This window comes from Halorussus aquaticus, from assembly GCF_024218795.1.
Lineage (GTDB): Archaea > Halobacteriota > Halobacteria > Halobacteriales > Haladaptataceae > Halorussus > Halorussus aquaticus.
Genome location: NZ_CP100403.1, coordinates 118,463 through 145,022, shown reverse-complemented (window position 1 = coordinate 145,022; position 26,560 = coordinate 118,463). Strand labels below are relative to the sequence as shown.

Sequence of the window (26,560 nt, the reverse complement as noted above, 5' to 3'; positions counted from 1 at the left end):
GTATTTTGTGGGTCACTGATTATTTCCTCAAAACTATTACACAGTTAGGGCAGATACGGGGGCGTCCCACCGGGAAGAGAGAGAATCCAGAGGCTAATAACAGTATAGCCGATCATCACGGCGATGAACGGGTATTGGCTTCGGATAGCGACGAGTCGGCTCGAGAAGAGTTCGTAGGCGGTCGCGTGCGCTGCCCAGATCGCGAGGAGATGTCCGATGAGTACGAACGCGATACTCAACCCATTGAACCATCCGGGTGGAGACAGCGTCAGTGGATTAGCCGGTGGAGAGAGTGGGGATACAATCGCCATTCCCAGAGCTGGACTGAGAGACACGGCTAACCCGGTGTAGTGAGCGAGGTGGTATCCCGCTGCGATGGCCAATAGCGAGGGTGCAAATCGAAAGGCGATTCGCTGTGCGGTGATGTATGTTCCAGTCCGCTGGCGAGAACGAATGCCCGCATACCAATACGCAGCGAAGAAAACAACGTAGCCACCGGCGAACAGCAGTGTGTAGACGAGAACCGCGCGGATCTGCACTGCTCCGACTCCAATATTGGTGAGGTTGACGAGTGTCTCGATAGTTGCTGCGCCCGTCTGTGTCGTGATAAACCCGCTGTACGTGAGCTCCCAGATGAGCGCGATGACGAACGCGATATCGGACGTATCAGTGATCAATTCCGAGTCCGACAGGTTGCTACCAGGTAGTTTTACGGTGAGCGTCTCATCACGCCGTTGCACAGGTGCGACAGCCCCGAAGAATCGGAACAGGACAGACAACGGATCCCCGTTCTCGAACCAGGCATCGGGACCGAAGAGTACAGCGCCAGCGATAGTGATTGCACTGTATCCGAGGATTGCAATCGAAAGAACTGTTGGAATCGTGCTGACGGGGAAGATTACCTCAGTCCACACGAGGAGCAACAGGCCACCGACAGCCGGCCAACGGCCTAACGCATCCGGATAGGACCGATATCCACTCGGGAAGAGCGAGACGATTCCTCGCCAGGGGTTCAGCGCCGGCCAGATGTTTCCTCCGAGATACGTGAACATCGGTAAACCCGCTCGAACGACGACAAACGTAACGAGGATGGTGAAGCTTGCCGTCGGGAGCTGCGGTCCGGTCAGCCCGAGGTACACTGCCAGTCCAAGGACGACAATCCCGAGACTATGGCCAATCCATCGCAGCGGTGTCCACCAGTCGTCTACCGCCGGACCGGGGAGGGACCAGTTGTGGAGATAACGGATAAACGCCCGGTCGGTGACGAAGCTCGCAAGCAGGGCGGAGGCGCCGATCGTGGCGCCGCCAGTGGCAAGATACAGCCACCGAGGGACGGCTAGGGTATCCCGAGGCTGCTTCGAGAGCGTCATTCCGTTCCCGGCAGCGACTGTTTCAGTAAACAGTGTCAGTATCGAGACCCAGGTTACAAACTGAATCAAGAGTCTGAGCTTCGTGTTCGATACGACCCAATTACGAAGCCTCGACCTGGAATATGACTCTGTGTGTTCCTCTTCGCTTGTCTCGGTGTTCGTATCTGAGTTAGGCAACGATGGCATATAGCATCAAGAAACCGAAGTACAGGAGCACGAGGGCTCCAAGGGCTTTCAGACGTAATGTACGCAACTCGTCTTCTTCGTCCTCTCGAGCAGAGAGGAATGCGTCCTCCTCGTCGTCATCCAGCTGTTGGGGATGTTCTAAGCCTTTGTGGAGAACGAGCCGGTCGGTCGTTGGAAACGGATGCCCACAGTAATCACACTTACCTGCGGGTGCGTCACTCCGTGGAATCGTAGTGCCTTCGTATGACATAAACTCGAAGTCTGTTACTCGGCCGTAAGCCAGTCAGCGTTGAAACCGTTCTGGTTCAATATTTGAAGAGCGCCCCCTCGGCTCAGGAGAGTGCTCTCCATACCGCGAGAGTATTAACTGACTGCTGTGAGACTGGCATATTCTATTAAAAATTGGAGGATTAATAGCAGCCGATTTATTATAACCCGGTCCTCAAGTCGAGATAATGAGCGATTCATCAGACTCGGACTCAACCTTCACGGGGGCGAGTCCATGGCCACTCTTTGTCGCTATTGGATTTGCTCTCTCGGAGGTCGGTGTCGTTCTCGGCCTCCGTCCCGTATCTGTGGCGGGACTCTTGTTGTTTGTAGGGTCTGTTGCTGGCATTCTCACAGAGGCGGGGTATATGGCTGGACCAGCGAAAGCAACAGGTGTTCAAGGATTCGTCCTCGTCGGCATCGGTATCTTGCTGATCACACAGAACCAGACCGGGACGACGATCCGTGGTCAATCGATTGCAATCGCTGGCATCATCTGTCTTGTTGGCGCACTTCTCTGGGCAGGTTTCGTTCGAAAAAAGACCCGCACCACGGTGTCGGCGGCCGAGACATCGGAAACACCATCTGATTGAGCCTCAGTAACAAACTAGCGATGGAATTCGATACAACGAAAACGGTAATCGCGTTCGTGGTCCTGCTCGCCATCATAATTGGTGGGACGATGATGAGTCCGATGAGCACTAGTACAGTCATGATGGTGAGCGTCGGCCTCATCGTGTTTGGAGTCTTTACGCTCCTCCTTGGGATCAAACACGGTGAGTATCGAACAAACCGTTCCTAGGTCTGCGTTTGAGCTGAGGCAACGCCCGAGTTAATAACATAGGCCGCATTTTTTATTAGGTGTTAGCATAAAATGGGTGTTTTATAGCAGTCGATTTAATAAATGTGTAGTGGCTAGGGGAGAGTGATGACCTCACCCGACGACGATTCCCACAACAGGAGTGGTGAACCACCGGATCGCACCCACGAACACGAAGAGGGGTCCCACGAGCATAGTCACACGCATGACCACGACCACAGCGATCACGAACACGCCCAACACGCAGAACAGGGCGTCGACGACGATTCTCCACCCATAGACCACGGGGACGTTGCACAGTTCTCGGTCCCGGAGATGGATTGTCCATCCTGTGCAGGCAAGGTCGAGAACAGCGTCGAAAAACTAGACGGAATCCGTAGCATCGACCCGCAAGTGACGACCGGGACGTTGACCGTCTCGTACGACGGCGAGCAAACGAGTGATACCGCGATTGCTGATCGAGTTGAAAAGGCCGGGTACACCGTGGAAGACACTGGTGAGGTAACCTCGAAATTCACGGTTCCAGAAATGGATTGCCCTTCGTGCGCGGGCAAAATTGAAAATGCTCTGGACAGGGTCGGAGGAGTCACGACATACGAGACCCAGCCGACGACCGGAACCGTCGTCGTCACGTACGATTCCTCGAGGACTGGAGAAGCCGATATTATCGACGCTATCGAACGTGCCGGATACGAGGTGACAGACACGTCGAGCGACGAATCAGTACGTCAGGAAGCGGCTGAGGAACGCGATAGTATCTGGACGAGTCCGCGAGCACTCAAGACGTGGATTAGCGGTGGATTCGTCGCCCTCGGCTTGCTCTTCGAGTTCTTCCTGACCGCGCAGAATATACAGCTTGCAAGCCTTCTCGGTACGGAACTGCTCGTCGCCGACGTACTGTTCCTCGTTGCCGTCGCTTCCGGTGGTCAGGAGATCCTCCGCAACGGCTACTACTCCGCTCGGAATCTGAACCTCGATATCGACTTCCTGATGTCGGTGGCTATCCTCGGAGCACTCGTTGCGAGCCTCGCCTTCGGTGAGGCGCTCTACTTCGAGGCCGCCACCCTCGCGTTCCTATTCAGTATCGCCGAACTGCTCGAGCGGTACTCGATGGATCGCGCCCGGAACTCGCTCCGAGAACTGATGGACCTCTCACCGGATGAGGCAACCGTCAAACGGGACGGGGGCACGGAGACGATTCCCGTCGACGAGGTCGCTGTCGGCGACATCGTCGTGGTAAAGCCGGGAGAGAAAATCCCGATGGACGGAACCGTCGTCGACGGCGAAAGCGCCGTCAATCAGGCGCCCATCACGGGCGAGAGCGTGCCCGTCGACAAGATGACCGGAGATGAAGTGTACGCCGGTACGATCAACGAGGAGGGATATCTCGAAGTCGAGGTTACCTCCGAAGCCGGCGACAACACGCTCTCGCGGATCGTAGAGATGGTCGAGGACGCACAGTCGAACAAAACCGAACGTGAGCAGTTCGTCGAACGCTTCTCCGCGTACTACACGCCGGTCGTCGTCGCCTTTGCCATCCTAACGACGGTGGTAAGCCCGTACGTCCTCGGCACGACCTGGCCTACGGCCATCGTCTACGGGCTGACGTTACTGGTCTTGGCCTGCCCGTGTGCGTTCGTCATCTCGACGCCCGTCTCCGTGGTGTCGGGAATCACGAGTGCCGCAAAGAACGGCGTCCTGATCAAGGGCGGCAATCACCTCGAATCGATGGGAGCTGTCGACGTCGTCGCATTCGACAAAACGGGGACGCTCACGAAAGGTGAGCTCACCGTCACTGACGTCGTTCCATTGAACGAGAACTCAGAGGAAGACGTCCTCCGGTGTGCACGCGGGCTCGAACAGCGGAGCGAACATCCCATCGGCGAGGCGATCGTCGCTGAAGCCGGCAGCAGGGAGGTCGCTGAGCGCGAGATCGACGAGTTCGAGAGCATCACTGGGAAGGGCGTGCGCGCCGACCTCGACGGAACCCCTCACTTCGCTGGCAAGCCAGGGCTGTTCGAGGAGCTGGGGTTCGACCTCTCGCACGTTCACGCAACGACCGACGGGGGTGTGGTTACACAGACAGCCCGGCAGATGTGCGACCGGAACAACTGTCTCGATCTTCTGGAAGAGACCGTCCCCAACCTCCAGGCAGAAGGGAAGACCGTCGTCCTCGTTGGAACCGAGGACGAGCTCGAAGGCGTCATCGCCGTCGCCGACGAGATCCGTCCGGAAGCGAAGCGAACGGTCACGCGACTCAAGCATCTCGGCGTCTCCCGAACGGTGATGCTGACGGGCGACAACGAGCGGACTGCCCGCGCAATCGCCGAACAGGTCGGCGTCGACGAGTACCAGGCTGAGTTGCTCCCCGAAGAGAAGGTGACCGCGATCGAGGAGCTCGTTGACGAATACAACGGCGTTGCGATGGTCGGTGACGGCATCAACGACGCACCGGCGCTCGCCACCGCCACAGTCGGCGTGGCGATGGGGGCTGCCGGTACTGACACCGCACTGGAGACCGCCGACATCGCCTTAATGGGCGATGACCTCGCAAAGCTCCCGTACCTCTACGAACTCGCACACGATTCAAACAGCGTCATCCGGCAGAACATCTGGTCGAGTCTCGCCGTCAAAGCCGGTCTGGCAGTCGCAGTCCCGTTCGGATACGTCCCTATCTGGCTCGCCGTCCTCGCTGGCGACGCCGGGATGACACTCGGCGTCACTGGCAACGCGATGCGACTCTCTCGAATCACGCCGGAGACAGGCACCGAAACCAACGCTCTGGAGGAATAGTATGGGGACAGAGGAGGAGAAAAGCGTCAATACCCGTACCGAGGCTGACCAGCGAGGATATCCGTTCGGACTCTCGTCGCGACAGTTGTTTGTCCTCGTTGTTCTCCTCGGACTCATCGGTCCGGGCTTACTGGTATATGCTCTCGAAGCAGCGAATCTCCCTACCGTAGCTGATTTCGTCTGGATCGTCGGCTACGGCACGACGATATTCGTTGTTTGGTTCATCTGGATTCGTCCGTTGGATCTCGTTGGGTCCTCTGGTCAGGACACGTCCCTCACCGAAGAGTCAGATCAGCCCGAAACGGGAACTGACGAGCACGATGACGAGTCTGAAGCCTCGACTACGGTCGAGTCGCCGGCACAGGATTCGACATCAACAAACGGAGATACATCCCAGGTATCCACCCACGAAAACCTAGAGACCTCGGATTCGAAATAGCTCTAACTCTAACGTGGACCTATGACTCTGCACGAGCATACGCACGAGGATACGGCAGAACACGAAGGGGCATCTGAAACAGGTGGCAGTACGCGTCGACTTGCACTCGTAGCGGTCGTCAATTTCCTTGGATTCCTTGTCGAACTGGCTGGTGGACTCCTCTTCGGTTCAGTCGCCCTCATCAGTGATGCGCTCCACATGCTGTTCGACATGCTCGCGTACGCGATGGCGTTCGGGGCGAGCTACACTGCAGAACGGTTCGAAGGCGGCGATGAGTGGTCGTACGGACTCCACCGACTGGAGCCCATTGCTGCGTTTCTGAACGGGATACTGCTCGTCCCGATGGTGGGATATATTCTGTGGGAATCCTACCAACGATTCTTGGATCCGGTCGCAATCGACCCTACGATGACGTTGATCATCGCCGTCGGCGGCTTGCTCGTCAATTTGGGGTCCGTCTATATCGTCCAGGGTGGGGAGATGAGCCTCAACGAGCGCGGGGCATTCTACCATCTCCTCGGTGATGCCGGTGGCTCAGTCGCGGTGATCATCTCGACACTAGCCGTCGTCATGTTCGATTTACCCATCGCCGACCCGGCAGCTGCCGTCCTCATCGGTGTCTTAATACTCGTTTCGGCAGGGAAAGTGCTCCGCGGGAGCACGTCGATTCTCTTGGAGCGAAGTCCCATCTCACCGGGTGAGCTTCGAGACGAACTGATGACTATCGATGGCATCGAGGATGTCGACGATCTGCACGTCTGGCAAGTTTGTAGTCAACTGACGGTAGCGACGGTGCGACTTCAATATGAACCAACATCACTAGACCAACAACAGACGATTCGCTCTCGGGTCCATCAGCTTCTTTCGGACCGTGGAATCGATCACGCGACCGTCGAACTCGTGAGTGATATGGAGACCGATGCGGGGACCGCCGACCACACGAGTCACGACCACTAAGCATGGCATCCACCACAAGCACCCAGATGTTCGAGATTCTCGATGAAACTGAGGGAGATCTCATCGCGATCCGAGTCGGCCGGGGGTCCCGCAAGGGCTACGACGAACTGTACTCACTGCTCGTCCAGAAGACAGACGAATATGGCGCTGTCCGTGTTCTGGAAGTGGTCCCAAACTGGACGTTTTCGACGTTTCTGTCCCACGTGTACGGTATCATCCCTGACCTACGCTACGGGTCGCAGTTCACTATCAATCGGTACGCCGCAGACGGTGATTCGGTCTGGGCGAAACTCCTCTTCGATTGGTGGAACATGATTCGTCCCGTCTGGCCAGTCGCACCCGATCGAATGCGTTATTTCGAGATGACAGAGCAATCTACTGCACTTCGGTGGCTTCGGGCGGCAAATACGGACTGACGAAACTCGAGTCATCTCTGAATATGCAGAGAATACATGATGACCGCGAGTCCGAAAGCGACGAACACGCTGTTAATGAGCACACCGCGTGCTAGCGAGACGGAAAAGAACTGGTTAGCCACGCCAGTCAGTAGAGCCCCGAGCGTGATGACACCGAATCCGATACCCAGAACACGAAGCGAGTCCTCACCTGTTCGCCGATAGGCTTTGAACGCAATGTAAGTAATCCCACCCCCGAGAAGCAGGATTACGAACTTAACCACCACAATCGCGGTTATTACTCCGTTCATACCTCGTCCCCCATCATCGACCAGATGTCTGCAAGCCGTTCGTCGGTGGACTGCGGTGGACGTTCGACACTCACCGAAAACTCGCCTGTGTCGTCCATAGAGATCGTCACGTCATCGAACGACCGTTCGTAGTGAGTGACTCGTCCGCCACCCGGGTTGATCGTATCCCGCTCTCGTACGAGAGAAGCGGAACTGAGCAGTTCTAATTTGCGATACAACGTCGACTTGGGGATGTCACAGGCATCGATGAGTTCGTTCGCAGTCATGGGTTCAACGGTTTCGCGGAGAATGGCCCGGCACTCGGGATCATCCAGCGCATCGAGGACATCCTGTAACACCGGTGTGTCCTCGGACGACACTGAATTGTCTCCCATTATTCGATTATTCGTGTTCGTCGGGATATGGTGTCCGATTGACCTTCGGGAACTCTCCCGACGGTACGAATCCAAGACAGATTGCAACCCTCCGTTCATGACGGACGAGCTGTCGAAAGTGACGTGAGACGAGGATCGACATAGTGACACTGGTAGCAGGGCGTTATAGGCGGTGCTGAGTTTCGAGTCGTTGTTCTCCCTCGCCGGTGATTTCGTAGAGGCCTCGGCCGAGCGGACGGATGCACTCGTCATTATGGAGGTGGGCACATGTCTGGTCAACAGTAATCGGATGCCCGTCGACGGCATTAGCGATCTCCATCACGTGACAAGGTGACCGATCAACAAGCGTTTCCAATACGTCGATCTCGGTTTGGCGTGAAAACTCGCTCATTTTAGAATTCGGACCCTGGGTGAATCAGTAGCTGTACGCCGTCCGAACAAGCCGCCCGGTCAGTCATGCTCTGCGTACACCTCGAGGAGCTCCTGATATCGATTTCGGATCGTTACTTGACTGACGTGGGCGACCTCACTCACCGTCTCCTGTGTGAGTTGCTCGTTCGTGAGATGGGTCGCGGCATACAGCGCAGCGGCCGCCAGTCCTGCCGGGCTCTTCCCACTGTGGACGGCATTATCTGTGGCCACCTCAAGCAGTTCCCGAGAGCGCCGTTCTGCTTCGTCGCTCACGTCAAGCGATGACGCGAATTGTGGAAGATATCGAGTGGGATTTTCTGGCTCGATTTCCAACCCGAGTTCACGGGAAATATACCGGTATGCTCGCTGGATTCGGATTTTTTCGACACGGCTCACGTCGGCGAATTCAGTCAGGGGCCGTGGCATTCCATGCTGTCGGGCAGCCGCATACAACGAAGCCGTCGACATGCCCTCAATCGATCGGCCGGGGAGCAGGTTCTCCTCGACAGCACGCCTGTATAGAACACCGGCGGTTTCCCGAACCGATTCCGGAAGCCCGAGAGCAGACGCCATGCGGCTGATCTCGCCGAGCGCTTGCTTGAGATTCCGCTCGTGGGCATCTTTCGTTCGGAACCGCTCGTCCCAGGTCCGAAGACGCTGTAGCTGAGCGCGTTTGCGACTGGAGACTGCCTGTCCATAGGCGTCCTTGTCCTGCCAGCCAATAGTCGTACTCAGCCCCTTGTCGTGCATCAGCTGCGTCGTGGGGGCACCAACGCGGCTCTTTTCATCGCGTTCGTCCGACGTGAACGCGCGCCATTCTGGGCCGTGATCGATCCGGCTCTCCTCGAAAACCAATCCACAGCTTTCACAGGTCGCTTCACCCCGGCCGCCATCCTGTGTGATTTGGCCTTGACACTCGGGACACGTATCATCATCGACAGACTCCGGGACCCGCTCACGGCCATCTGACGACCGTTCGTGAGTTTGTTCTTGATGTATCATAAACTTCGCAACTATAGGCGTTCTCCCAGCAAATCGTGGGTCTTCTTAACAATGTCGTGGGATGGCTTCGCAATGAATAGATGGCGGAATCCCACTCGATGGGAATCCGACCTATACCTTTGTCACCATGACTTCAACATGCCACATCGTAATTCGGGACCTCCCACTAACCGAGATATGGCCCAAAATCCAACGAACTCGAACTACCTTCGAAAGACGATTTCAGAGGTTCCAGTTGAGTACGAGCACATCGCCGGCCTGACGCTGGTTCTGACGTACATCGTGATGCTTCTCGGCGCCTACACGAGTGCAATCGGTGCCGGACTCTCCTGCCCCGACTGGCCGACCTGCTACGGTACCTGGGTACCCTTCCTCCAACCCAACATCATGGCAAATTCACCGTACTCTGTCCTGCAGATATTCGCCGAATGGGCCCACCGGGGACTTGCGATGACTGCTGGCCTCTTCATCGCGGGGACAGCAGTTGGTGCGTGGATCGTCTACCCAGACGATACGTTAGTCAAGTGGTCCGCAACAACGGCGCTCATCTTGCTTCCAATTCAGGTCGTACTCGGAGGCCTGACTGTCACAGAGAACCTCGAACCAATAATCGTCACAACGCACCTCGGAGTCGCCATTCTCATTCTCCTCAGCCTGCTCACAACCGTCCTCACGACCTACCTTCGTAACACACGAGTCGATAAACCTAAAGTATGAGTGAAGAAGCATGACCGATAGCGAACGCATCTCAACCCTGCTCACGTCATCTGGCGGAGAACATAGACTGCTAACGAGACGCCGGTTCCTCGCGACGAGTGGAGTACTGGCACTCAGTGGATGTCTCGGTGGCGAAACCAATGAGCCACCAAATACTGATCTCGATGGCGCGGTAGCTAACGCGCCGGTCCCAGACGACCCTGCATCATCCACGTACGCAAGAGCGGGATCGGCCGCTCAACCGACTGTGACCTACTACGGAAACTGGAAATGTCCGTACTGTGCTGACTTCAGCACGGGTTTTCTCGGCGATATCGTCACAGACTACGTCGAGCCTGGAGACATCAGCCTCCGATTCCGTTCGTTGGCCTACATCGATGGCGAGCCATTCCTCGGCCCTGATGCCCCTCGTGCTGCTCAAGCTGGTCTCGGTGTCTGGAACGTAGCTACTGAAACCTACTGGCGATACCACGAATACGTCTTCGCCAATCAACCACCAGAGAGTGAGACGTGGGCGACCACTAACAAACTCGTGTCATTCGCTGAGGAGGCCGGAGTAACGGAAACGGAACAGCTCCGAACAAAGATTCAGGAACAGGCCTACGAATCACCGATTCGGGGGACGAGTCAGGCAGCAGCCGGCGCCGGCGTTTCGGGAACCCCCGCCCTCGTAATCGATGGTGAAACAGTCAACCCGCTGAGTGACGAACAACGAACCCGTACCCTCATCGAACGACTCGCAGATGGGTCGTGATCGGATCCGGCTTGTATTGGGTAGTGCAACCCTCATCGCCGGGATCGCAACAGCTGGGAGTCTCTGGTTCAGCCTCGGTCTGGGACTGGTACCGTGTGACCTCTGTTGGTACCAGCGAATCCTGATGTACCCGCTAGTCGTCGTCCTCGGTGTCGCAACGATCGAAGCCCGTCCTGCAGTCTGGCGAACCGTAATTCCACTGTCAGTCATCGGTGGAGTGACCGCAGCGAATCACTCGGTACTGCAGGCGACGACAACTACCTGTTCTTTCGAGGGATCGTGTGCCGCTGTCCAATGGCAGGCACCGATGCTCGGACTGACGATTCCGAACCTCTCACTTCTCGCATTCCTGCTCGTCACAGCCGCAGGGCTCAGCTGCTCAAGAATGACTGTGAGCCGGAACGAGACGAGACACCACAATCAATGATAGAACCCAACGATAACTCACTACCAGGATTGAGTATCGAAGTTCCGCGTATAGCTTGTACAGATCGCTCCGTTATCAGTTCCTACAAATGATGAAACCAACTTCACGAATCCGCTCTGTTGTGACTGCGATTGGACTCACGTACGGCTCCACGATCATCGGCTCGGTCGTCGTCGCCGTCGGTGCCACGCTGCTGGCCGGATTCGGAATCGATGTCACAACTCGTCCATCGTTGCGTCTTGTGTTGAGTACAGTCCTGTTGCAAGGGGTAACGTTCGGAGGGCTCGCTATCCTCTATCTCAGATTCCGCGATCTCGGCTTCGACTTCGTCCCGCTTACGATTCCGGACAGGCGCGATGTTGCCGTGACCATCGCCGGGATAGTTACGCTCTTGGGCCTGCTCGTAGCCGCGTCGACGATCATCTCCTCGCTCGGACTCGAATCGGCACAAAATCAGATCGTGACGATTGGTCAGCAGAATCCAGCGGTGTTTCTGCTGCTCGTTCCTCTCTCGTTTCTGGTAGTCGGTCCGGGCGAGGAACTGTTATACCGGGGACTGGTTCAGGGTACGCTCCGAGAAACGCTGCATCCGGCCCGTGCAATCATTCTCGCGAGCGCCCTCTTCGCGTCGATCCATCTCTTCTCGTTGACCGGGGAAGGGAAGCTGGTGTACGTCGGTATCGCATTCGTTCTAGCCCTGGTACTGGGCGCGACCTACGAGTACACCGACAACCTCGCTGTTCCGGCCGTAATTCACGGTGCGTACAATGCGGTACAGTTTGGGAGCGCATACCTGACGGCGACGGGCGGGATGTAACAGCTCGCCAATCTTTGATCCCCAATAATGGACTCACGACAGCACCATAGAGGTTCGCCTGCGATACCCATCCGGCTGTTGCCGAACATATCCACGCGCTGTCCCGTGAATTGAGACTCCGCCGTCCCCCTATGTTGGGGCTCTACAAAACGTCGAATGTATTATGACCACACGTTTCGGTGCCCCCGGAACCGGACTGTCGCGGCGGGAATTTCTCGCTGCGACCGGCGTGACCAGCGTTTCGGCGCTGGCGGGCTGTTCAACAAGTGGGGCTGACGAACCGGCAACAGCAGCCACGGACACTCCGACTGAAACACAAGCTACATCGGCTGACCTCCCCTACACCAGTCCTCCAGCGGTGGTCGACGTTGACGAACAGGGAGGCGAAGTGACGATGCGGACCCAGCAGGCGCGACACGCTGTCCACCCGCTCGAAACGATGGGTGGTCCAGTCGAGTTCCCGCGTGTCTGGGCTTTCCAGGCCGATGATAACGATCCCAGCGTGCCGGGTCCGATCCTCCGAACGACGGAAGGCAACGCAATGGAAGTCACACTCGACAACACCGACGGCCGCCGCCCGCACACAATTCATTTTCACGGTGTCCGCAAGACATGGGAGAACGACGGCGTTCCGACGACGACGGGAATCCAGGTCCCTCCAGGTGAGTCGCATACCTACGAGATCCCAGCCAACGTCCCGGGAACACACTTCTACCACTGTCACTTCCAGACCCACCGCCACATCGACATGGGGATGTATGGGATCTACCGGGTAGACCCCGAAGGCTACGAACCAGCCGACCGCGAATACTTCATGACGATCAAAGACTGGGACTCCCGAGTCCCGAGGAAGTGGGCCGGTGAGGCGGACTTCACCTACAACTCGGCCAGTCGAAATCCGGACGTGTTCACCGTCAACGGGAAGAGCGCGCCACGGACGCTACACCCCGAACAGGGCTCACCAATCATCGTCGAGGAGGGGGATTCTGTACGTGTCCATCTCGTCAACGGCGGGTACATGTCTCACCCGATGCATATCCACAACCATCGCTTCCAGCGCGTCGAAAAGGACGGCGGGACGATTCCGGAGGCTGCCCGACACGACATGGACGTCACGAACGTCGCCCCTGCTGAACGACACACGATCGAATTCACAGCCGATGCGGACCCCGGCATCTATCTCATGCACTGTCACAAGGTCAACCACGTTATGAACGGGACCTTCTATCCCGGCGGTATGCTCACCGGAGTGGTCTATCGGTCCGTTATGGATACAGACATCTTCCAACAGCTCATGGAGTACGCGGGCTACTCCGAGTAAATACCTACATCAAACGTGAAAATGATAGAAATCGGGTGAACTGATTTCAGTTGTGACCACAGTTGAGGTCACCCTTTCCAAGGAATATCTTGGAATGCGTCTTCGAGGAGGATGGTGACTAAGCCAGGATACGGAGAAGCTGTTGTTCATATCGGTGGATAATCTCAATAACTTTGGTGAATGTAGCTAATACTGGATGACCGATTCCCAAGGTTTCGTACAGGTACAAACAGAGACCGGGGCAGCCACGTTCATCTGATGGCCGTTCAGATTGGCGAATATGGAGCTGGTCTTGTCGTCGTTGGAGCCACTCCTCGCATTCGTCGGTCAGTGATTGGAGCCTCTCAAATCGCCTGGTTAATTGAGTGGCCGAGAGATCCTGTAATTCGTCGTCGTCAATCTCTATAATCGTGTCTCGAATCCCCCGGACTGTGGACTGTGCATCCGTGAGCGTCGAAAATTCGTTCTCAAGCGTTTCTAAAAAGAGCCGACGGTTATCGGTACACCGCTGAGCAGCACCAAGTAGTCGCTGTTTGATAACCGGCGAAAAAGACGATGCCTTCGAGATCAAGAGCAGAACATCGGCCCCGAATTCCGTGCTGATACTCGCTTCTAACGAATCATCGTAGACATTCTCGTAGTGATCGACTGCCATCACGGTCTCACGATAATGCGGCTCTATCTCGTCACGGACAGACCGCTGCGCGTACGAGAGTCCCTGTTGCATTCCAACGGATGGCTGTTCGATCTGTGGAGTGGCTGTTTCGAGGCTCTGGATGCGCTGGCGAAACCGTCGAAAAGCCCGACACTCGCATTCAACCTCGCGTCGCTCACGCCGAACGCTCTCGATAGCAGATTTCAGATACGCCGGCCAAGAAGGGCATCCAAGGGTCATAGCCAGCAGGTCAGATCATGTATTATGTCTGCAGTACAGTCAGTTTCGGCCATAGGGTTCACGGATAAGGCGTGTCCCAGACCACGCCTGCGACTACTAATCTATCCAGAGAACTCGCTGTACGAGACGCTACCTTGGTCGACGATGGTCTGACTCTCGGAAACCTCTCCATCCGGCGGCATACTTCCTTCGGCAGGGCCACCTGGCTCCCCGACGACGATTCGGCCGACCATCCCCAGAGTCTTGTGTGGAATACAGAAGTAATCGTATGTTCCCGTGGTTTCGAACGTATGCTCGTACGTCGCACCCTGTTCGCTCAGAATCTCACTATTGAATGCTTCCGCTCCTTCAGGAATCCGAGTTACCGATGCTGAACTCGTCCCTTTCTTGTAGGCTGTTGCCGAGTGGCTCCCACTTTGGATTTCGAACGTGACCGTCTCCCCGGATTCGACGAACAGGCCGATCGGATCGAAATAATACTCGCTGCCCTCGGTGACCATCATAACCGTATTCGAACCTGCATTGGAGCCACCCGAGCCATCGGTCTCCTCCGTCTCGGTCGTGGTCGGCTCACCGTCACCACCGTCTCCGTTCCCTGAACTACTGCATCCTGCGAGACTGGTTACGCCACCTGTAGCGAGAATTCCGGCTGTCTTGAGTATTCGTCGACGCTCCATACTTATGTATCAAAGCCCCCGGTATAAGGGGCAAAGGCGGATTCCCACTACGTAGGACACCGCCTTCATTTGACGTAGCGAAGTCGCAAAGTCAGAATGATGGCATGCCATCCGACAGGGACCCATTTTTCATTCAATTTGCGGGTCGTCGGTCAAACCAAGAGAGAAATCCGCCGAGGTGAGGCCGATGGTTGATCCCGTTCTTGCTAGTCGTCTCCAGTTCGCGCTCACCACGATCGTCCACATCATCTTCCCAGTGATGAGTATGGGCCTCGCACCGTTTCTCATCTATTTCACATGGAAAGAGATTCGAACCAAACAGCCGGTATACGAACAGCTCCGTCGGTTCTGGACACAAATCTTTGCGGTCAGTTTCGTCGTGGGAACGGTGACCGGGCTCGTTCTTGAATTCGAATTTGGAACGAACTTCGCCGCATTCTCGACGACTGCGGGGGAGCTGTTCGGTGGTCCACTCGCCCTCGAAGGGATGATGGCGTTCATGCTGGAAGCGACGTTCCTCGGGATCTTCGTCTTCGGTCGTGACCGGGTGTCGGACCGGCTGTACTTCCTGTCGAGTATCGCCGTCGGATTCGGGACGTGGCTCTCGGCCGTCTGGATTCTCATCGCGAACTCCTGGATGCAAACGCCGCGTGGGTTCGACATCGTCGTGGAGAACGGCCAGCGAATCGTGAAGCTCACCGACCCGCTCGCCGCCTATCTCAACCCGCGATTCCCCTATATGTTCATCCACATGCAGAACGCGGCCGTCGAGTCGGTCGCACTCTTCATGGCCGGCGTTGCCGCCTACTACGTGTTCCGGCACCACGTCTGGGGCTATCCGATCGAACACATCGACGTCTGGCAGAAGACGCTCAAAATCGCGCTCGTCGTACTGCTCATAACGGCCCCAATACAGGTGATTCAGGGTGACGAATATGCCCGCCACGTCTCCGAGACCCAACCGCAGAAATTCGCCGCGATGGAAGCCGTCTGGGAAACCGATTCCTACGTCCCCGAGTATATCGTTGCGTTCCCGACGGATATCGACGACCTGCTGAACCCACGCACGAAAGATCTCTTTGGCATCGGCATCCCAGGTGGGGCTTCGTGGCTCGCGAGTGGCGGTAACCCACAGGCGACAATACGCGGCCTCGAATCCTTCTCGACGAAAGCCCCTCCCGTGGCGATCGTCTTCTGGGCGTTCCGGATCATGGTCGCGCTCGGCTTCTGGTTCATTCTGCTGGCCGTCTGGGGAGTCTATCGATGGTGGCGTGGGGAACTCTTCGAGGACGACCTGCTGCACAAAGCGTTGATGGCGTCGTCACTCCTGGGATTCGTCGCCGTAGAGGTCGGCTGGATCGTCACCGAGGTCGGGAGACAACCATGGGTCATTCAAGGGGTGATGAAGACGAGTGCCGGCGTCTCTCCGAATCTCACAGGCGCTGAAGCAACGTTCACACTCCTCGGGTTCGTTACCGGGTACATCCTGTTACTGAGTCTCTACACATACGTCGTCGGTCGTATCATCCGAGCGGGGCCGCCATCGAAAGACGAACTCACGCAGAGTAATTCTGCCCGTGCCTCAGAGTCAGAGGTGACGTCCGGTGACTAGCGTTGGATCGCTGGCCACGAAGCCACTGTTCGGCTTGCCGCTCGCCGAACTCTGGTTCGCGTTGCTGTTTTTCATCTTCGGGATGTTCCTCTTTCTCGACGGCTTCGACTTCGGCGTGGGCGTCCTGTTTGCGACCCGTGATGACGATCACGAGAAAGAACAGCTATTGGCGGCTGTCGGGCCGTTCTGGGACGGCAACGAGGTCTGGCTCGTTGTCTTCGGTGGGGCACTGTTCGCAGCGTTTCCGTCCGTCTACGCGAACCTCTTCAGTCGATACTATCTGTTGATGTTCGCGATTCTGGCCGCACTCGGGCTCCGAGGGCTCGCCCCAGAAATGTACGAGGAGCGTGAAGACAGCCGCTGGCGGACACTCTGGGGCTACTCGTTCGTCATCGGTAGTATCGGTACGCCGTTTCTGCTGGGTGTGTTCGTCATAAACTGGCTGGTCGGAGCGACCGATCTCATCACCCCAGTGGGAGTCCTCGGCGGTGTCACAGTCCTTGCCCTCACGATCGTCAACGGGGCGGCGTTCCTTGGGCTGAAAACCCGCGGCGCGTTGCGAGACGAGATGCGATACTATGGTGTCCAAGCTGCCGTGGGCTATCTTGGTATAGCGATCAGTGCGCTCGGGGCGATATACGTGACTGAACCAGGGCTGCGCGCCTCGTTCCGATCACCACTCGTTGTCGCACTTGTGATCCTCACGGCAACCCTGACAGGAATCTACGTCGTCGCGCTCCGCAGACACCGGTACTACTCTGCGTTCGCGGCGACAGCCGCACTCGTCTTCGGACTCGTCGGGCTCGTCGCAACCCTTCTGTTCCCCTTCGTCGATCGGACTGCGGGACTCACTATCCGAGAGGCGATCATCTCGACGCTTCCGCTCAATCTCATGTCGATCATGGCGAGCGTGCTGCTCCCAATCGTGCTCGTGTACTTCGTCGTGCTCTATTCCGCGTTCAGTGGTCCCGTCGATACTGAGGAATCCTACGGATGAACGAACATCAGACAACCGCATGTCGTACCGCTGTGAGGACACAGTCAACTGGAAGTCCAGCACCGATTCGTGAATATGGTGATCTGAGACGGTGACACCAACACAGTCCACTTCGGAACCCCGATTGCTGTCCCGAATCGTCGTGACGTGGATCGAACTCACGGTAGTCGGGTTTGGAGGAGGCGCAATTGGGACAATGGTCGGCGGTCCACTCGGGTTGATTATTTATTTCGTCATAACCCTCGTCTCAGTTGGCGTCCTCTTCTACAACGTGAACGAACTCATTAAGCAATGGATCCATTCCGATGCAAACACCGCGTAGTCGTCTACGGATGTCGAATTCAGTTTCGTGAAGTGATTAGGCTTAACTGGATTCATCAGTGAGTTCAACATGCTCCGTTGGTGTAGCTCGGCCAATCATCTCGGTATCTCACGCCGAGGACCGAGGTTCAAATCCTCGACGGAGCATCCCAATCTGTTTCGACCCTCTATAGACCGACCTCATAGATGTCAAATCCACGACTATCTTCACAGAAGCACGTGTTGAGCAGGTCTACCTCCGTAGAACTGGTTGCAATCACTAGCCCGAGCCTGGTTGCTCTCGCTACCGCAACGGTCGTATTCACCTGGCCACCAACTGTCCTCGGATGGCTATTGTGTGGCTTGCTCGGACTTCTCGTCGCAGTAACTTCCGGCCGAACGTCGGCTATCGAGTTCAGTCTCATTGAGTGGCCCCGGCCAGAGACGAAAGGCGATATAGCGGTGAATGCGATCGCATACAACGGTGTTATGATTCCCGGAACCGCTCTTGCGCAGTTCGTGTGGGAGATATCGAATAATCCCTTGCTCGCTGCGGGGGTTGGAGCTATTCTTCCGATCTGGTTTCTCAAACATATTCAGCTTCTGGCGTTTCTGGACGTACAATGAGTTCTCTATGCCGGACTGAACAGTTTTGATGATGACATCGGCCACGTTCGGCGCGATAACGGGACGGTCAAACCCAGGATATCGTAAGTGAACTACCCCACCCTACTCAGCCGCTGGTGCGGCTTCGTTGAGGGTGGGGCTTCCTGTTTCTATGACGCGCTTTGCAGACACCGAATGGGTGTCCGTAGGGAGCGCAGTCTCCACAGGCGTGTCTTCGGGCCATCCCAGCCCTAGTTCAGAAAAGCCGCGCTGCAAGACGTTCATCGCCGCATTCGCGTCCCGGTCACACTCGAACCCACACGACGGACAAGAGTGTTCTCGAACCCAGATGGGTTTCGCCGTCTCCACATCACACTTCGCGCACTCTTTCGTCGTTCCTGCTGCTTCCACCTGAACGACGTGACAGCCGTACAAGTCTGCCTTGTATTCGAGGAGCGTGATGAACTGTCGCCACGCCGCGTCCTGCTTGTTGCGAGCGTTGTGCGACTGCTCTAACATCCCCTTCACGTCCAAGTCCTCGACGAACACAGCATCGTACTCGCGGACGAGCCACGTCGTGATTTTGTGCTGGTAGTCCAACACCTTCCGACGGATGTGTCGCTTGACCTTCGCCACTTTTCGGCGTTGCTTCTCGTAGTTGTTCGACCCTTGTTCTTTCCGCGAGAGTTTGCGTTGGTCGTGGCGGACTCGGTCGTACTCGTCTTCGAGGTCGAGCCAATCTACAGTCGTACCATCTGAGGTGTGAATATAGTCGAGGATCCCAAGGTCAAGACCCACGCTATTGCTCGTATTGATCGAGTTCACGTCGGGTTTCTCGGTTAGGTCGGCGTCGTCGGTTTCCAGCCCGAAGGAGACGAACCAGTCGCCAGTTGTCTCCTTCTTGATGGTGACTTCTTTGATGGCGGCTTCGTCGGGGATTTCGCGGTGGTAGCGGATCGGGATGTCTCCGATTTTAGAGAGCCAGAGCGTCGCGCGTCGGCCACTCGTGTTTTTGAGTTCGAAGCCAGACTGCGAATACGTCATACTCTGGAACTCCTTTGGTGACTTCCACTTGAGCTTCCCGACCTTGCGTCCGTTTTGCTTCTGCTCGGAGAGTCCGTTGAGGTTCTGGTAGAACCGAGTGACGGTTCGTTGCAGTGCTTTGGAGTTAACTTCCGAGAAGATGGGGTATTCGTCTTTCCAGTCGGTGAGTCGGTAGTGGTGTTTGTACGCGGAACCGATGTCGTCGGCGTCCACGTTCTCGTACTCGTACAGGGTGTAGTTGTACGCTTGGCGATGACTGTCGATGTGAGAGTCCAGTACAGCCGCTACCTGTTGTGTTGGGTATGCGGGGTAGCGGTGACTGTACTCCATCGCTATCCCTTGATTAGAGATGTGTTCGCTTAATGGTTTGTACTGTCGTGCGGCGATTCATCCTCTCCCTACTCGCTCGCAATACTCGCTCCTTGAGGAAGGGGCATTCTCGCCTCAATTCTGGTAAATCAGTCAGGTAGAAGTGGCTCCCTGTCCAAGGCCGAATGATGTCACCGGAAGAGCGTCAACCGCGGGGGGAACCCTCCCGTGGACAGACCTCTCGAATTGGGTCTGTTCGGCCACTTTCTGTACTTCTCGCCGCGATCTTTATGCTAACGCAGGTCCCCATCGCGTCCGCCCACGGCGCGAATGCAACCGGTGGACTCTCGCAAGACCACGGACTCATCCTGGTACTGGTCGGTGCCGCCATCCTCGGAGGGTTCATCCTTCTCAAACGGATCGGTCGAATCACGCCGACAGCCGCCCTCTACGGCGTGTTCGTCGGTATAACTGTCACTGCACTCGGGGCCGTTCTTTTCGAGGGGCTCTCCCCAGATCCGACATACACTGCAAGTTCGATGCCGTTCCCCCGGTCGTGGTATCAGCCACTGGCCCTACTGAGTGGCTTGGGAATCATGGTCGCAAGCTTTGTCGTCGGCTGGCTGCGCTGGCCATCCCGCCCACGGTATACGTTCCTCGGCATTCTCATGGGATTGTGGATTTCGTACCCCTATCTTATTCCCGGTCACGCAAGCGACACCCATCCGCTCGGGTACGCAATCGTCCTTGGAACGCCAATTCTGGTCGGCTACGTCGTTTGGAAAGACGCAGGGAGCGTCATTCGCGCCGTCATGCGCGATCCAGTCGCTCGTCGCTTCGGCATCGGTGTCGGTGTCGTATTGGCACTCTTTTTCATCTCCGTGACGGGCTATCTCTCGTTTTTCCCCGAAGAAGGGTTCCCCCACGAGGTGACAGTCGTCGTTCTTCCCGCTATCTATCAGCTGGTCACGTGGCCCACACTCGAAATTGCAATCCCACACATCCCGTTCTTCCTGGCCTTGTCACCCGGCCAAGTCATCATCGTCGGAATGTTGAGCGGACTCATTGGATTGAACGCCGCTCTCATCGCCCGTCACTGGCGCGTCGAGGAACGGGCCGGTATGACTGAAGGGACCGCCGGGAGTGCGGCAATCGTCGGGACGTGTACCTGTGGTTGCTGTGGTCCACTCGTCGCGAAGATCGCGGTACTGGCTGCCGGCCCCTCGATTGCTGCCCCTCTCTACTGGGTGTTCGTCGATTCCGCCTCACCACTCAGTGCGCTGTTCATCGTCGGGAGCCTTCTCCTGTTTACCGGGAGTCTGCTCTACTCGATCAAATCAGCTCGCAGCCCTAACCAGTCGACATCGATCGTGCCTGCCGATTGAATCGAAGCGGGAACGGAGTCACTTATCAAGTAGCTCTCGGAACGAATTCATTGCGAGAAGCCCGCTACTGGTGACTACCGCCGCCATCGCGAGGAGCGGGTTGAAGAGCCCGATAGCTGCTAACGGAATCGAAATCGCATTATAGAGGAGTGCCAGGACAGTGTTTTGCCTCACCCGACGCCGAGCCGCACGCGCAAGGTCGAACGCCGTTTCGACGGACTCGAGATCATCATCGACGATTGCAAGATCGGCTGCATCAGATGCGATCGCCGTCCCACTACCGAGTGAAATACCGAGATCTGCTTGCGCGAGTGCGGGGGCATCGTTCGTTCCATCCCCGACCATCGTGACGTAGTGGTCCGCTTGTAACCGGCGAACCGTCGCCGTCTTCCCCGCAGGAGGAACGTCCGCAAACACGTGATCGACGTGTGGATGCTGGCTGAAGAACTCGGCAGCGTCCTCGTCGTCGCCAGTCAGGACGACGATATCGATACCCTGTTCACTCAACTGGGTGACGGTGTCGTCCCACCGTTCTCGGGGTTCGTCACCGACGATAACAAGCCCCTCCGCTCGACCGTCCCGTCCGACGAGTACCGGAAGCCGGCCGAAGCTGCGTGCGTCTGTGACTTGAGTCAGAAGGTCATTACGCACGGTCCAGCCCCGTCGTTCGAAGAGATCCGGATGCCCGACGAGAACCTTCGTATCAGCAACGACGCCTTCGACACCCATTGAATGGCTGCTGAAGTCCTGTATGTGGCCACCGTGTTCCTGGTTCGATTCATCAGCGAGCCCACCATCGGGCAACGTCGAATCGTCAACCCCGTCCACGGGAGCGAATTCAGCCGCGATTGCCTCCGCAGCCGGATGTGACGCCCGACGCTCCAGTGCTGCCGCGGCCGCTAACAAGTCAGCCGGCGCATCCGCGTCGATCACGCTCATCTGGCCGGTCGTCAGGGTACCAGTCTTGTCGAACACGACGACGTCTATCTCCCGTAACCGTTCGAAGATCGTTTCATCGAAGATGACGATACCCCGTCGCATCGCCTCCTCGATGGTCGTGGCGACAGAAAGTGGCGTCGCAAGGCCGAGAGCCCACGGAGACGCAACCAACAAGACACCCAACACGCCCAGCAATGCAGCAGCCGGATTCCTGGCGCGCACCAGTCGGAGAGCACCGACAAGGAGAGCAGCGACGACAATGAGAGGAATGAGACGTCGACATCGTGGGCGCCGGTGAGACGCTTGAAATGTTGTTCGAGTGCCCGTGCTCCCGCGTCGCCCCGACCCCCTCGTCGTTCGATTTTGATCGAACACGTCGAGAGAGATTGTGATTCAGTAATAGCCACTTTCTCGGCACCTATGGCTTGTTTTGATTTCACGTTTTAGGTACACCAATGAGTATTTGTCCGACAACATACAGAGTCCGGGGCCTCGGAGAGTTCCTTGGTATCGATACGCTAGTCGGAGAAATCATCCAATGATTGTCACCGGAATCCGTGCTCGGCGGGTGACTGTTTCGGCAACACTTCCAAGCAGCGCCCGGTCAATACCTGACCGGCCGTGGCTCCCCAGAACGATCTGATCGATGCCGTGGCTGTCAGCGTATTCGAGGATCTCACGCGCGGGTTTACCCACCTCTGTAACGTTTTTGAGGGCAACATCGTGTTCTGCCGCGAGATCCGTCGCTGTCGTGTGAATTTCGGTCGCCCGTTCTTGGGCGGTATCGTACCAGTCCTCTGCGACTGGCAAGCCGCCAGCCTCCACGTCGATCACCGAGTCAATCGGGTTGATGACGTAAATCGTGGTGAGGGCGGCGTCCGGGAAGGTCTCGAGTGCGTACGTGAGCGCACGCTCGGCGAGCGGGGAGCCGTCCAAAGCGACGAGAACGTTACCAGGCATACATTCGAGTTCGAGAGGAGCTGAGAAGAGTGTAGTGCCGACGCCCCGATTCGAACAACCACTCAGTGACAACCAGATGTGGACGATGCTCCAGACGGCCGCGAACAGCGCCCGGATCATGCCGATCGTGAAGGGTGACTGGGAGTCGTCGACGCGCTCGTACGAGACGCGTGAGGACACAGCCCGTGCCCTGATCTTCGACCTGAGCTTCTACGCCGACTATCGGTTCAGCCAGGTCCGCCGGTTGTTCCAGCAGACCGAAATGCGGAACGTCCTCACCAAGACGGAGATCGACGACACCGTCGAGGAGGCCTACGTCCAGCAGAACGGACGGAGCTATCCAACGTTTGCATAATGGTGAGGGAGGCTGTCTCGCAGGGCGGAGTCTGTGGAGCGTCCTAGAGGTCCGGGACCGAAACTGAAGACCCGCTGGCATCGAGGACACATACACTTTAGCCCGGAAGCGAGCAGAATCACAAGTGGGCGACAGGGTCAATCCCATTCACACTCTGGGGGGGTCTTGCTGAAACGGAGGTGGGCGATAGGGTTAATCCCATTCACACTCCGGGGGGTCTTACTGAAACGGAGCACCCCCCAGAGTGTGAATGGGGAGGAAATCAATCACACCGAGGGTGGGCAACCTATATGTGAATGGGACGAATTGGTCCGTCCATGCCAAACAACGATTCCACGCAAACAACCGTCGACGAGATCTTAAATGTCAATGAGGGGGATGGCGAAGACGGATCGGACATTTTTGAGAAACCGTGGTTGCTCGAGATCGATAACGTTCCTGACGCCAATCGGATCGTCGGTCGGGACGGCCACATCACGTTCTTGGCGAAGAATCTCCGGAAAATGCGGACAAATAGCGTCCCGGATAACGTCCTGGAGTGGGGTGAAACCGGGACGGGGAAGACACTAGTTGCCAGACACGTCTGTGAGCGACTCGAGGCAGCAACTGAAGGAACGGAGTCCCCGATCGTTACTGCGTACATTAATCCGGATCCCATCTCCACGTATACCTCCACCTTCCGAAAGATCGCAGAGCAGGTGAACGCGAAAGCAGAAAACCCGCTCGACGTCCCCTATCAGGGCCTCTCAGCAGAACATTATCGGGATCAGAAGTTGTGGCCCGTTGTTCAGAGGGAGTTCTCTGGCGGTCTCGTCGTCATTATCGATGAGATCGACAAGCATGGAGAAGTCAACGAAGTACTCTACACGCTTTCACGGGCACAGTCAAAAGACGACGTTGACTTCCCAGTCGTTACAATCGGAATTTCGAACGACATCGAATTCAAAGGAGAAATCGAGTCACGGGTTCAATCGACTCTCCAGCCAGAACACCGAACGTTCACACCGTACGAAGAAGATCAGCTTATCGCAATCCTCGAAAATCGACGAGACGCATTTTACGACGGTGTCCTCGATGACGAAGTGATTCCAACAACAGCTGAACTCGCAGCTGAAGAACACGGTGACGCTCGACGCGCAGTCCGATTGTTCCGGAATGCAGGCGAGATCGCTGACGAAGAAGGCGACGACGTCGTGACAGCGGAGCACGTTTTCGAAGCTGACGAACTCGTTGAAGTTGAGCTCTTTATGGAGATGGTGAAAGGGACTCCGTTGTCCGGTAAATTACTCCTGTTTGCTCTCACACGTCTTGACCGGAATAACCCGGAGAAAGAATGGTTCCGGACGTCAGAGATTCACGAGGTCTACCAAACAGTAGCACGGGATGTCGAAGTCGAGCCCAAGGGGTACAATCGTGCGCTTGAGCTTCTGAACAAGCACGTGACGACAGGAGTTCTCGAATCGAAAAAGAAGGAAGGCGGAGATCAGGGGAAGTTCAGGTCGTATTCGCTCCAAGGAGACGTTGAGAGTACGCGAACTGGACTGATCAACTCAACGCCGGAACTCCAGACGTTGATGGGATGGTGACACCCCCACCCCTCGGTGTGAATGGTCCCCCATAGGCTACGACGGTTGTAGAGACAGAGCTGGACTCGAGCTGTAGAAGCTGTCTCGTTCGTCTGAAGAACCTATTACGGCACGGAGAGCGGCTTACACGTTCTGCCATGGTAGCTGACCCGGTCCGCTACGACACCGCACCCCAGTTTTAGTTATCTTTATTATACTACAGTCTAAACAGTCCTCCGAGTAGGCGTATTCTGAAAGGCGAGGCTTTGTGCCGAAGCTTCGACACTGAGGCGAGAACCCTCCCTACGGCGTGAGGGCTTCTGTTGTTAAGGACTTCTTAATCGCGGTACCCTGGGTGGTGGTCCATTCACACTGAGGGGTGTGGGGGTAGACGAGGCGTAATCTATCCACGTGTTCCTCTGCCTTCTCTCGGCGTGAAGTCTCGTTAGAGAGGGGCGGTTGATAGCTCATTCACACTGAGGGGTGTGGGTGAACCGACCCCATTCACACTCTGGGGGGTGTCATCTGCTACGCTAGGAATCGCGCTGTAACAAACTTCAGGCTACATTCAATCTCGTCTACTCGTCGGGATTCACCGGCCCTTTGTACTTCGACGTCACCGAATCTCCTTCCCGCCACTGCCAGTAGTAGTAGCGGTTGTCGTTGATCTCCTTGATTGTGATCGTCGCCTTCGCCGGAACGTCATCGGGAAGGTCCTCTGGTCGCTCTTCGACCTCCTTATCCTCCTCGTTTTCAGCTAGTCGTGCCTCCCGCTCGCGATGTTCAGCAAGCTCCTCGGCGAATCGAGCGATTTGTCGGAGTACCTCCGGGGATTGTTCATCGAGTTTTGAAGCGATGTCTGCTGGGACTTCTCGAGGTGGGTCTGGTGGAGAATAGGACATTGGACAGGTTCTGTTAACCAACGTTGTTGGGCAATATCTTAGAATTGTTGGTTAATTTTCTCGTCTACTCAACGAGACTTCCTCGATAACCGCCACCGTGGCTTCGAGTTTCTGCCGACGGTCCTCGCGTTCTTCGATCTCTTGGTCCAGCTCGCGAATCTCCGTTGCAAGTTGTTTGACCACGTCCGTCGTTTCCGGGAGACGGCCATCTGGACGAGGGGCGTTCCCTCCCCGAATTTCGAGATCGGCTCGCCGTAGATGCTTACACCCACCGCTTGGATTCCGCTTTTTGAAATCTGGACACGTACACGTCTCACTCGCGACGTCGACCTCGTAGATGTTCCCGGACGACGATTGCACCTCGTAGATTCCTCCCTTCTGGAGTAGCGAGACGTCCATCTCTTCGTTTCGAGCTCGCTTTGTGCGAGGCTCGAGCTCCTCCTGAGACGGGTCTTCGCCAATGGTGGGTTGTTGGATCGCTTCAGTAGGTGGCGAAGCTGCAGGAGTCGATGCTACAACTCCACCATCAGGAGAGTACACCCGCTCTTCGTGTTCTGTTTCATCTTCGCTCCGTGTCTCGACGTCGTCAGTTCGTTCGGTCATGATTTCGGCTGAATCGACGTGACGAGTTCGCGCACGCCGTCGCCCTTCGA

28 protein-coding genes and 1 tRNA gene are annotated in these 26,560 nt (G+C 56.6%); 17 read left to right on the top strand and 12 right to left on the bottom strand.

What is annotated here, in order from left to right; translation table 11 throughout:
• Nucleotides 1-44: 44 nt before the first annotated feature.
• A complete protein-coding gene (locus tag NGM06_RS23210; RefSeq protein WP_417441025.1) occupies nt 45-1,556 on the bottom strand; it encodes a hypothetical protein in 1,512 nt (503 codons plus the stop codon).
• On the bottom strand, nt 1,540-1,806 hold the full coding sequence (locus NGM06_RS24575) for a DUF7410 domain-containing protein (RefSeq protein WP_233340804.1): 267 nt from the start codon (nt 1,804-1,806) through the stop codon (nt 1,540-1,542). Before NGM06_RS24575 ends, NGM06_RS23210 begins: the two co-directional genes overlap by 17 nt.
• Before the next feature lie 205 nt (nt 1,807-2,011).
• On the opposite strand from NGM06_RS24575, the gene NGM06_RS23205 reads away from it, so the two are divergent.
• From NGM06_RS23205 to NGM06_RS23180, 6 genes are all read left to right on the top strand, one after another.
• Entirely contained in the window at nt 2,012-2,416 is a 405-nt protein-coding gene (locus tag NGM06_RS23205; RefSeq protein ID WP_254270941.1) for a DUF7541 family protein, read from the top strand.
• A 20-nt stretch (nt 2,417-2,436) separates the two neighbouring features.
• Nucleotides 2,437-2,625, top strand: coding sequence for a DUF7333 family protein (locus NGM06_RS23200; RefSeq protein ID WP_254270940.1), 189 nt, complete (start codon nt 2,437-2,439; stop codon nt 2,623-2,625).
• Between the two features lie 126 nt (nt 2,626-2,751).
• The gene (locus NGM06_RS23195; protein WP_254270939.1) at nt 2,752-5,436 is read left to right on the top strand and encodes a heavy metal translocating P-type ATPase; all 2,685 of its coding nucleotides are present in this window, start codon (nt 2,752-2,754) and stop codon (nt 5,434-5,436) included.
• 1 nt (nt 5,437) lies between these two features.
• Nucleotides 5,438-5,875 (top strand): DUF7996 family protein, encoded by a 438-nt coding sequence (locus NGM06_RS23190; protein ID WP_254270938.1) that lies wholly within the window; start codon nt 5,438-5,440, stop codon nt 5,873-5,875.
• A 21-nt stretch (nt 5,876-5,896) separates the two neighbouring features.
• Nucleotides 5,897-6,832, top strand: coding sequence for a cation diffusion facilitator family transporter (locus tag NGM06_RS23185; RefSeq protein WP_254270937.1), 936 nt, complete (start codon nt 5,897-5,899; stop codon nt 6,830-6,832).
• Between the two features lie 2 nt (nt 6,833-6,834).
• The gene (locus NGM06_RS23180) at nt 6,835-7,248 is read left to right on the top strand and encodes a SpoIIAA family protein (protein WP_254270936.1); all 414 of its coding nucleotides are present in this window, start codon (nt 6,835-6,837) and stop codon (nt 7,246-7,248) included.
• 11 nt (nt 7,249-7,259) lie between these two features.
• On the opposite strand, the gene NGM06_RS23175 is transcribed toward NGM06_RS23180, so the two are convergent.
• From NGM06_RS23175 to NGM06_RS23165, 3 genes are all read right to left on the bottom strand, one after another.
• On the bottom strand, nt 7,260-7,538 hold the full coding sequence (locus tag NGM06_RS23175; protein ID WP_254270935.1) for a DUF7521 family protein: 279 nt from the start codon (nt 7,536-7,538) through the stop codon (nt 7,260-7,262).
• Nucleotides 7,535-7,912 (bottom strand): winged helix-turn-helix domain-containing protein, encoded by a 378-nt coding sequence (locus tag NGM06_RS23170; RefSeq protein ID WP_254270934.1) that lies wholly within the window; start codon nt 7,910-7,912, stop codon nt 7,535-7,537. The genes NGM06_RS23175 and NGM06_RS23170 overlap by 4 nt, the downstream gene beginning before the upstream one ends.
• A 450-nt stretch (nt 7,913-8,362) precedes the next feature.
• Nucleotides 8,363-9,325, bottom strand: a complete 963-nt coding sequence (locus NGM06_RS23165; RefSeq protein ID WP_254270933.1) for a transcription initiation factor IIB — start codon at nt 9,323-9,325, stop codon at nt 8,363-8,365.
• A gap of 177 nt (nt 9,326-9,502) precedes the next feature.
• Between NGM06_RS23165 and NGM06_RS23160 the strand changes: the two genes are divergently transcribed.
• From NGM06_RS23160 to NGM06_RS23140, 5 genes are all read left to right on the top strand, one after another.
• Nucleotides 9,503-10,042 carry a COX15/CtaA family protein gene (locus tag NGM06_RS23160; protein WP_254270932.1) on the top strand — a complete coding sequence of 180 codons (540 nt, stop codon included), beginning with the start codon at nt 9,503-9,505 and terminating at the stop codon, nt 10,040-10,042.
• Nucleotides 10,043-10,052: 10 nt separating this feature from the next.
• Nucleotides 10,053-10,796: a DsbA family protein gene (locus NGM06_RS23155; RefSeq protein ID WP_254270931.1), complete on the top strand. Its 744-nt coding sequence runs from the start codon at nt 10,053-10,055 to the stop codon at nt 10,794-10,796.
• On the top strand, nt 10,786-11,223 hold the full coding sequence (locus tag NGM06_RS23150; protein ID WP_254270930.1) for a disulfide bond formation protein B: 438 nt from the start codon (nt 10,786-10,788) through the stop codon (nt 11,221-11,223). The genes NGM06_RS23155 and NGM06_RS23150 overlap by 11 nt, the downstream gene beginning before the upstream one ends.
• A gap of 121 nt (nt 11,224-11,344) precedes the next feature.
• Nucleotides 11,345-12,040 carry a CPBP family intramembrane glutamic endopeptidase gene (locus NGM06_RS23145; RefSeq protein ID WP_254270929.1) on the top strand — a complete coding sequence of 232 codons (696 nt, stop codon included), beginning with the start codon at nt 11,345-11,347 and terminating at the stop codon, nt 12,038-12,040.
• 163 nt (nt 12,041-12,203) lie between these two features.
• Nucleotides 12,204-13,361 carry a multicopper oxidase domain-containing protein gene (locus NGM06_RS23140; protein WP_254270928.1) on the top strand — a complete coding sequence of 386 codons (1,158 nt, stop codon included), beginning with the start codon at nt 12,204-12,206 and terminating at the stop codon, nt 13,359-13,361.
• Nucleotides 13,362-13,479: 118 nt separating this feature from the next.
• On the opposite strand, the gene NGM06_RS23135 is transcribed toward NGM06_RS23140, so the two are convergent.
• Both NGM06_RS23135 and NGM06_RS23130 read right to left on the bottom strand, forming a co-directional pair.
• Complete coding sequence (locus NGM06_RS23135) at nt 13,480-14,256, bottom strand: DUF7260 family protein (RefSeq protein ID WP_438267641.1); 777 nt, start codon at nt 14,254-14,256, stop codon at nt 13,480-13,482.
• 101 nt (nt 14,257-14,357) lie between these two features.
• Nucleotides 14,358-14,933, bottom strand: a complete 576-nt coding sequence (locus NGM06_RS23130) for a plastocyanin/azurin family copper-binding protein (protein ID WP_254270926.1) — start codon at nt 14,931-14,933, stop codon at nt 14,358-14,360.
• A gap of 187 nt (nt 14,934-15,120) precedes the next feature.
• Here NGM06_RS23130 and NGM06_RS23125 point away from each other — a divergent pair, with 187 nt between their 5' ends.
• The 3 genes from NGM06_RS23125 (at nt 15,121) to NGM06_RS23115 (ending at nt 18,010) form a co-directional block, all read left to right on the top strand.
• Complete coding sequence (locus tag NGM06_RS23125; RefSeq protein ID WP_254270925.1) at nt 15,121-16,545, top strand: cytochrome ubiquinol oxidase subunit I; 1,425 nt, start codon at nt 15,121-15,123, stop codon at nt 16,543-16,545.
• Nucleotides 16,538-17,542, top strand: a complete 1,005-nt coding sequence (cydB, locus tag NGM06_RS23120; protein WP_254270924.1) for a cytochrome d ubiquinol oxidase subunit II — start codon at nt 16,538-16,540, stop codon at nt 17,540-17,542. The genes NGM06_RS23125 and cydB overlap by 8 nt, the downstream gene beginning before the upstream one ends.
• 393 nt (nt 17,543-17,935) lie before the next feature.
• Nucleotides 17,936-18,010 (top strand) — tRNA-Glu (locus NGM06_RS23115).
• A 561-nt stretch (nt 18,011-18,571) separates the two neighbouring features.
• On the opposite strand, the gene NGM06_RS23110 is transcribed toward NGM06_RS23115, so the two are convergent.
• Nucleotides 18,572-19,822, bottom strand: a complete 1,251-nt coding sequence (locus NGM06_RS23110) for an RNA-guided endonuclease InsQ/TnpB family protein (RefSeq protein WP_254270923.1) — start codon at nt 19,820-19,822, stop codon at nt 18,572-18,574.
• 269 nt (nt 19,823-20,091) lie between these two features.
• On the opposite strand from NGM06_RS23110, the gene NGM06_RS23105 reads away from it, so the two are divergent.
• A complete protein-coding gene (locus NGM06_RS23105; RefSeq protein ID WP_254270922.1) occupies nt 20,092-21,186 on the top strand; it encodes a hypothetical protein in 1,095 nt (364 codons plus the stop codon).
• An 18-nt stretch (nt 21,187-21,204) separates the two neighbouring features.
• On the opposite strand, the gene NGM06_RS23100 is transcribed toward NGM06_RS23105, so the two are convergent.
• Both NGM06_RS23100 and NGM06_RS23095 read right to left on the bottom strand, forming a co-directional pair.
• Nucleotides 21,205-22,347 carry a heavy metal translocating P-type ATPase gene (locus NGM06_RS23100; protein ID WP_379793628.1) on the bottom strand — a complete coding sequence of 381 codons (1,143 nt, stop codon included), beginning with the start codon at nt 22,345-22,347 and terminating at the stop codon, nt 21,205-21,207.
• 309 nt (nt 22,348-22,656) lie between these two features.
• Nucleotides 22,657-23,085, bottom strand: coding sequence for a universal stress protein (locus tag NGM06_RS23095; RefSeq protein ID WP_254270921.1), 429 nt, complete (start codon nt 23,083-23,085; stop codon nt 22,657-22,659).
• 34 nt (nt 23,086-23,119) lie between these two features.
• On the opposite strand from NGM06_RS23095, the gene NGM06_RS23090 reads away from it, so the two are divergent.
• Both NGM06_RS23090 and NGM06_RS23085 read left to right on the top strand, forming a co-directional pair.
• The gene (locus NGM06_RS23090) at nt 23,120-23,440 is read left to right on the top strand and encodes a hypothetical protein (RefSeq protein ID WP_254270920.1); all 321 of its coding nucleotides are present in this window, start codon (nt 23,120-23,122) and stop codon (nt 23,438-23,440) included.
• 317 nt (nt 23,441-23,757) lie between these two features.
• Nucleotides 23,758-25,026: an orc1/cdc6 family replication initiation protein gene (locus NGM06_RS23085; protein WP_254270919.1), complete on the top strand. Its 1,269-nt coding sequence runs from the start codon at nt 23,758-23,760 to the stop codon at nt 25,024-25,026.
• Between the two features lie 557 nt (nt 25,027-25,583).
• On the opposite strand, the gene NGM06_RS23080 is transcribed toward NGM06_RS23085, so the two are convergent.
• Both NGM06_RS23080 and NGM06_RS23075 read right to left on the bottom strand, forming a co-directional pair.
• On the bottom strand, nt 25,584-25,907 hold the full coding sequence (locus NGM06_RS23080) for a DUF6788 family protein (protein ID WP_254270918.1): 324 nt from the start codon (nt 25,905-25,907) through the stop codon (nt 25,584-25,586).
• Between the two features lie 51 nt (nt 25,908-25,958).
• Entirely contained in the window at nt 25,959-26,510 is a 552-nt protein-coding gene (locus NGM06_RS23075; protein ID WP_254270917.1) for a hypothetical protein, read from the bottom strand.
• Nucleotides 26,511-26,560: the final 50 nt, after the last annotated feature.

Coding starts and splice junctions, on each gene's coding strand:
- NGM06_RS23130 (WP_254270926.1), bottom strand. CDS start 14,933: ATGGAGCGTCGACGAATACTCAAGACAGCCGGAATTCTCGCTACAGGT.
- NGM06_RS23110 (WP_254270923.1), bottom strand. CDS start 19,822: ATGGAGTACAGTCACCGCTACCCCGCATACCCAACACAACAGGTAGCG.
- NGM06_RS23140 (WP_254270928.1), top strand. CDS start 12,204: ATGACCACACGTTTCGGTGCCCCCGGAACCGGACTGTCGCGGCGGGAA.
- NGM06_RS23185 (WP_254270937.1), top strand. CDS start 5,897: ATGACTCTGCACGAGCATACGCACGAGGATACGGCAGAACACGAAGGG.
- NGM06_RS23155 (WP_254270931.1), top strand. CDS start 10,053: ATGACCGATAGCGAACGCATCTCAACCCTGCTCACGTCATCTGGCGGA.
- NGM06_RS23165 (WP_254270933.1), bottom strand. CDS start 9,325: ATGATACATCAAGAACAAACTCACGAACGGTCGTCAGATGGCCGTGAG.
- NGM06_RS23105 (WP_254270922.1), top strand. CDS start 20,092: ATGCTAACGCAGGTCCCCATCGCGTCCGCCCACGGCGCGAATGCAACC.
- NGM06_RS23150 (WP_254270930.1), top strand. CDS start 10,786: ATGGGTCGTGATCGGATCCGGCTTGTATTGGGTAGTGCAACCCTCATC.
- NGM06_RS23205 (WP_254270941.1), top strand. CDS start 2,012: ATGAGCGATTCATCAGACTCGGACTCAACCTTCACGGGGGCGAGTCCA.
- NGM06_RS23075 (WP_254270917.1), bottom strand. CDS start 26,510: ATGACCGAACGAACTGACGACGTCGAGACACGGAGCGAAGATGAAACA.
- NGM06_RS23170 (WP_254270934.1), bottom strand. CDS start 7,912: ATGGGAGACAATTCAGTGTCGTCCGAGGACACACCGGTGTTACAGGAT.
- NGM06_RS23210 (WP_417441025.1), bottom strand. CDS start 1,556: ATGCCATCGTTGCCTAACTCAGATACGAACACCGAGACAAGCGAAGAG.
- NGM06_RS23200 (WP_254270940.1), top strand. CDS start 2,437: ATGGAATTCGATACAACGAAAACGGTAATCGCGTTCGTGGTCCTGCTC.
- NGM06_RS23195 (WP_254270939.1), top strand. CDS start 2,752: ATGACCTCACCCGACGACGATTCCCACAACAGGAGTGGTGAACCACCG.
- NGM06_RS23095 (WP_254270921.1), bottom strand. CDS start 23,085: ATGCCTGGTAACGTTCTCGTCGCTTTGGACGGCTCCCCGCTCGCCGAG.
- NGM06_RS23180 (WP_254270936.1), top strand. CDS start 6,835: ATGGCATCCACCACAAGCACCCAGATGTTCGAGATTCTCGATGAAACT.
- NGM06_RS23175 (WP_254270935.1), bottom strand. CDS start 7,538: ATGAACGGAGTAATAACCGCGATTGTGGTGGTTAAGTTCGTAATCCTG.
- NGM06_RS23080 (WP_254270918.1), bottom strand. CDS start 25,907: ATGTCCTATTCTCCACCAGACCCACCTCGAGAAGTCCCAGCAGACATC.
- NGM06_RS24575 (WP_233340804.1), bottom strand. CDS start 1,806: ATGTCATACGAAGGCACTACGATTCCACGGAGTGACGCACCCGCAGGT.
- NGM06_RS23135 (WP_438267641.1), bottom strand. CDS start 14,256: ATGACCCTTGGATGCCCTTCTTGGCCGGCGTATCTGAAATCTGCTATC.
- NGM06_RS23125 (WP_254270925.1), top strand. CDS start 15,121: ATGGTTGATCCCGTTCTTGCTAGTCGTCTCCAGTTCGCGCTCACCACG.
- NGM06_RS23190 (WP_254270938.1), top strand. CDS start 5,438: ATGGGGACAGAGGAGGAGAAAAGCGTCAATACCCGTACCGAGGCTGAC.
- NGM06_RS23085 (WP_254270919.1), top strand. CDS start 23,758: ATGCCAAACAACGATTCCACGCAAACAACCGTCGACGAGATCTTAAAT.
- NGM06_RS23160 (WP_254270932.1), top strand. CDS start 9,503: ATGGCCCAAAATCCAACGAACTCGAACTACCTTCGAAAGACGATTTCA.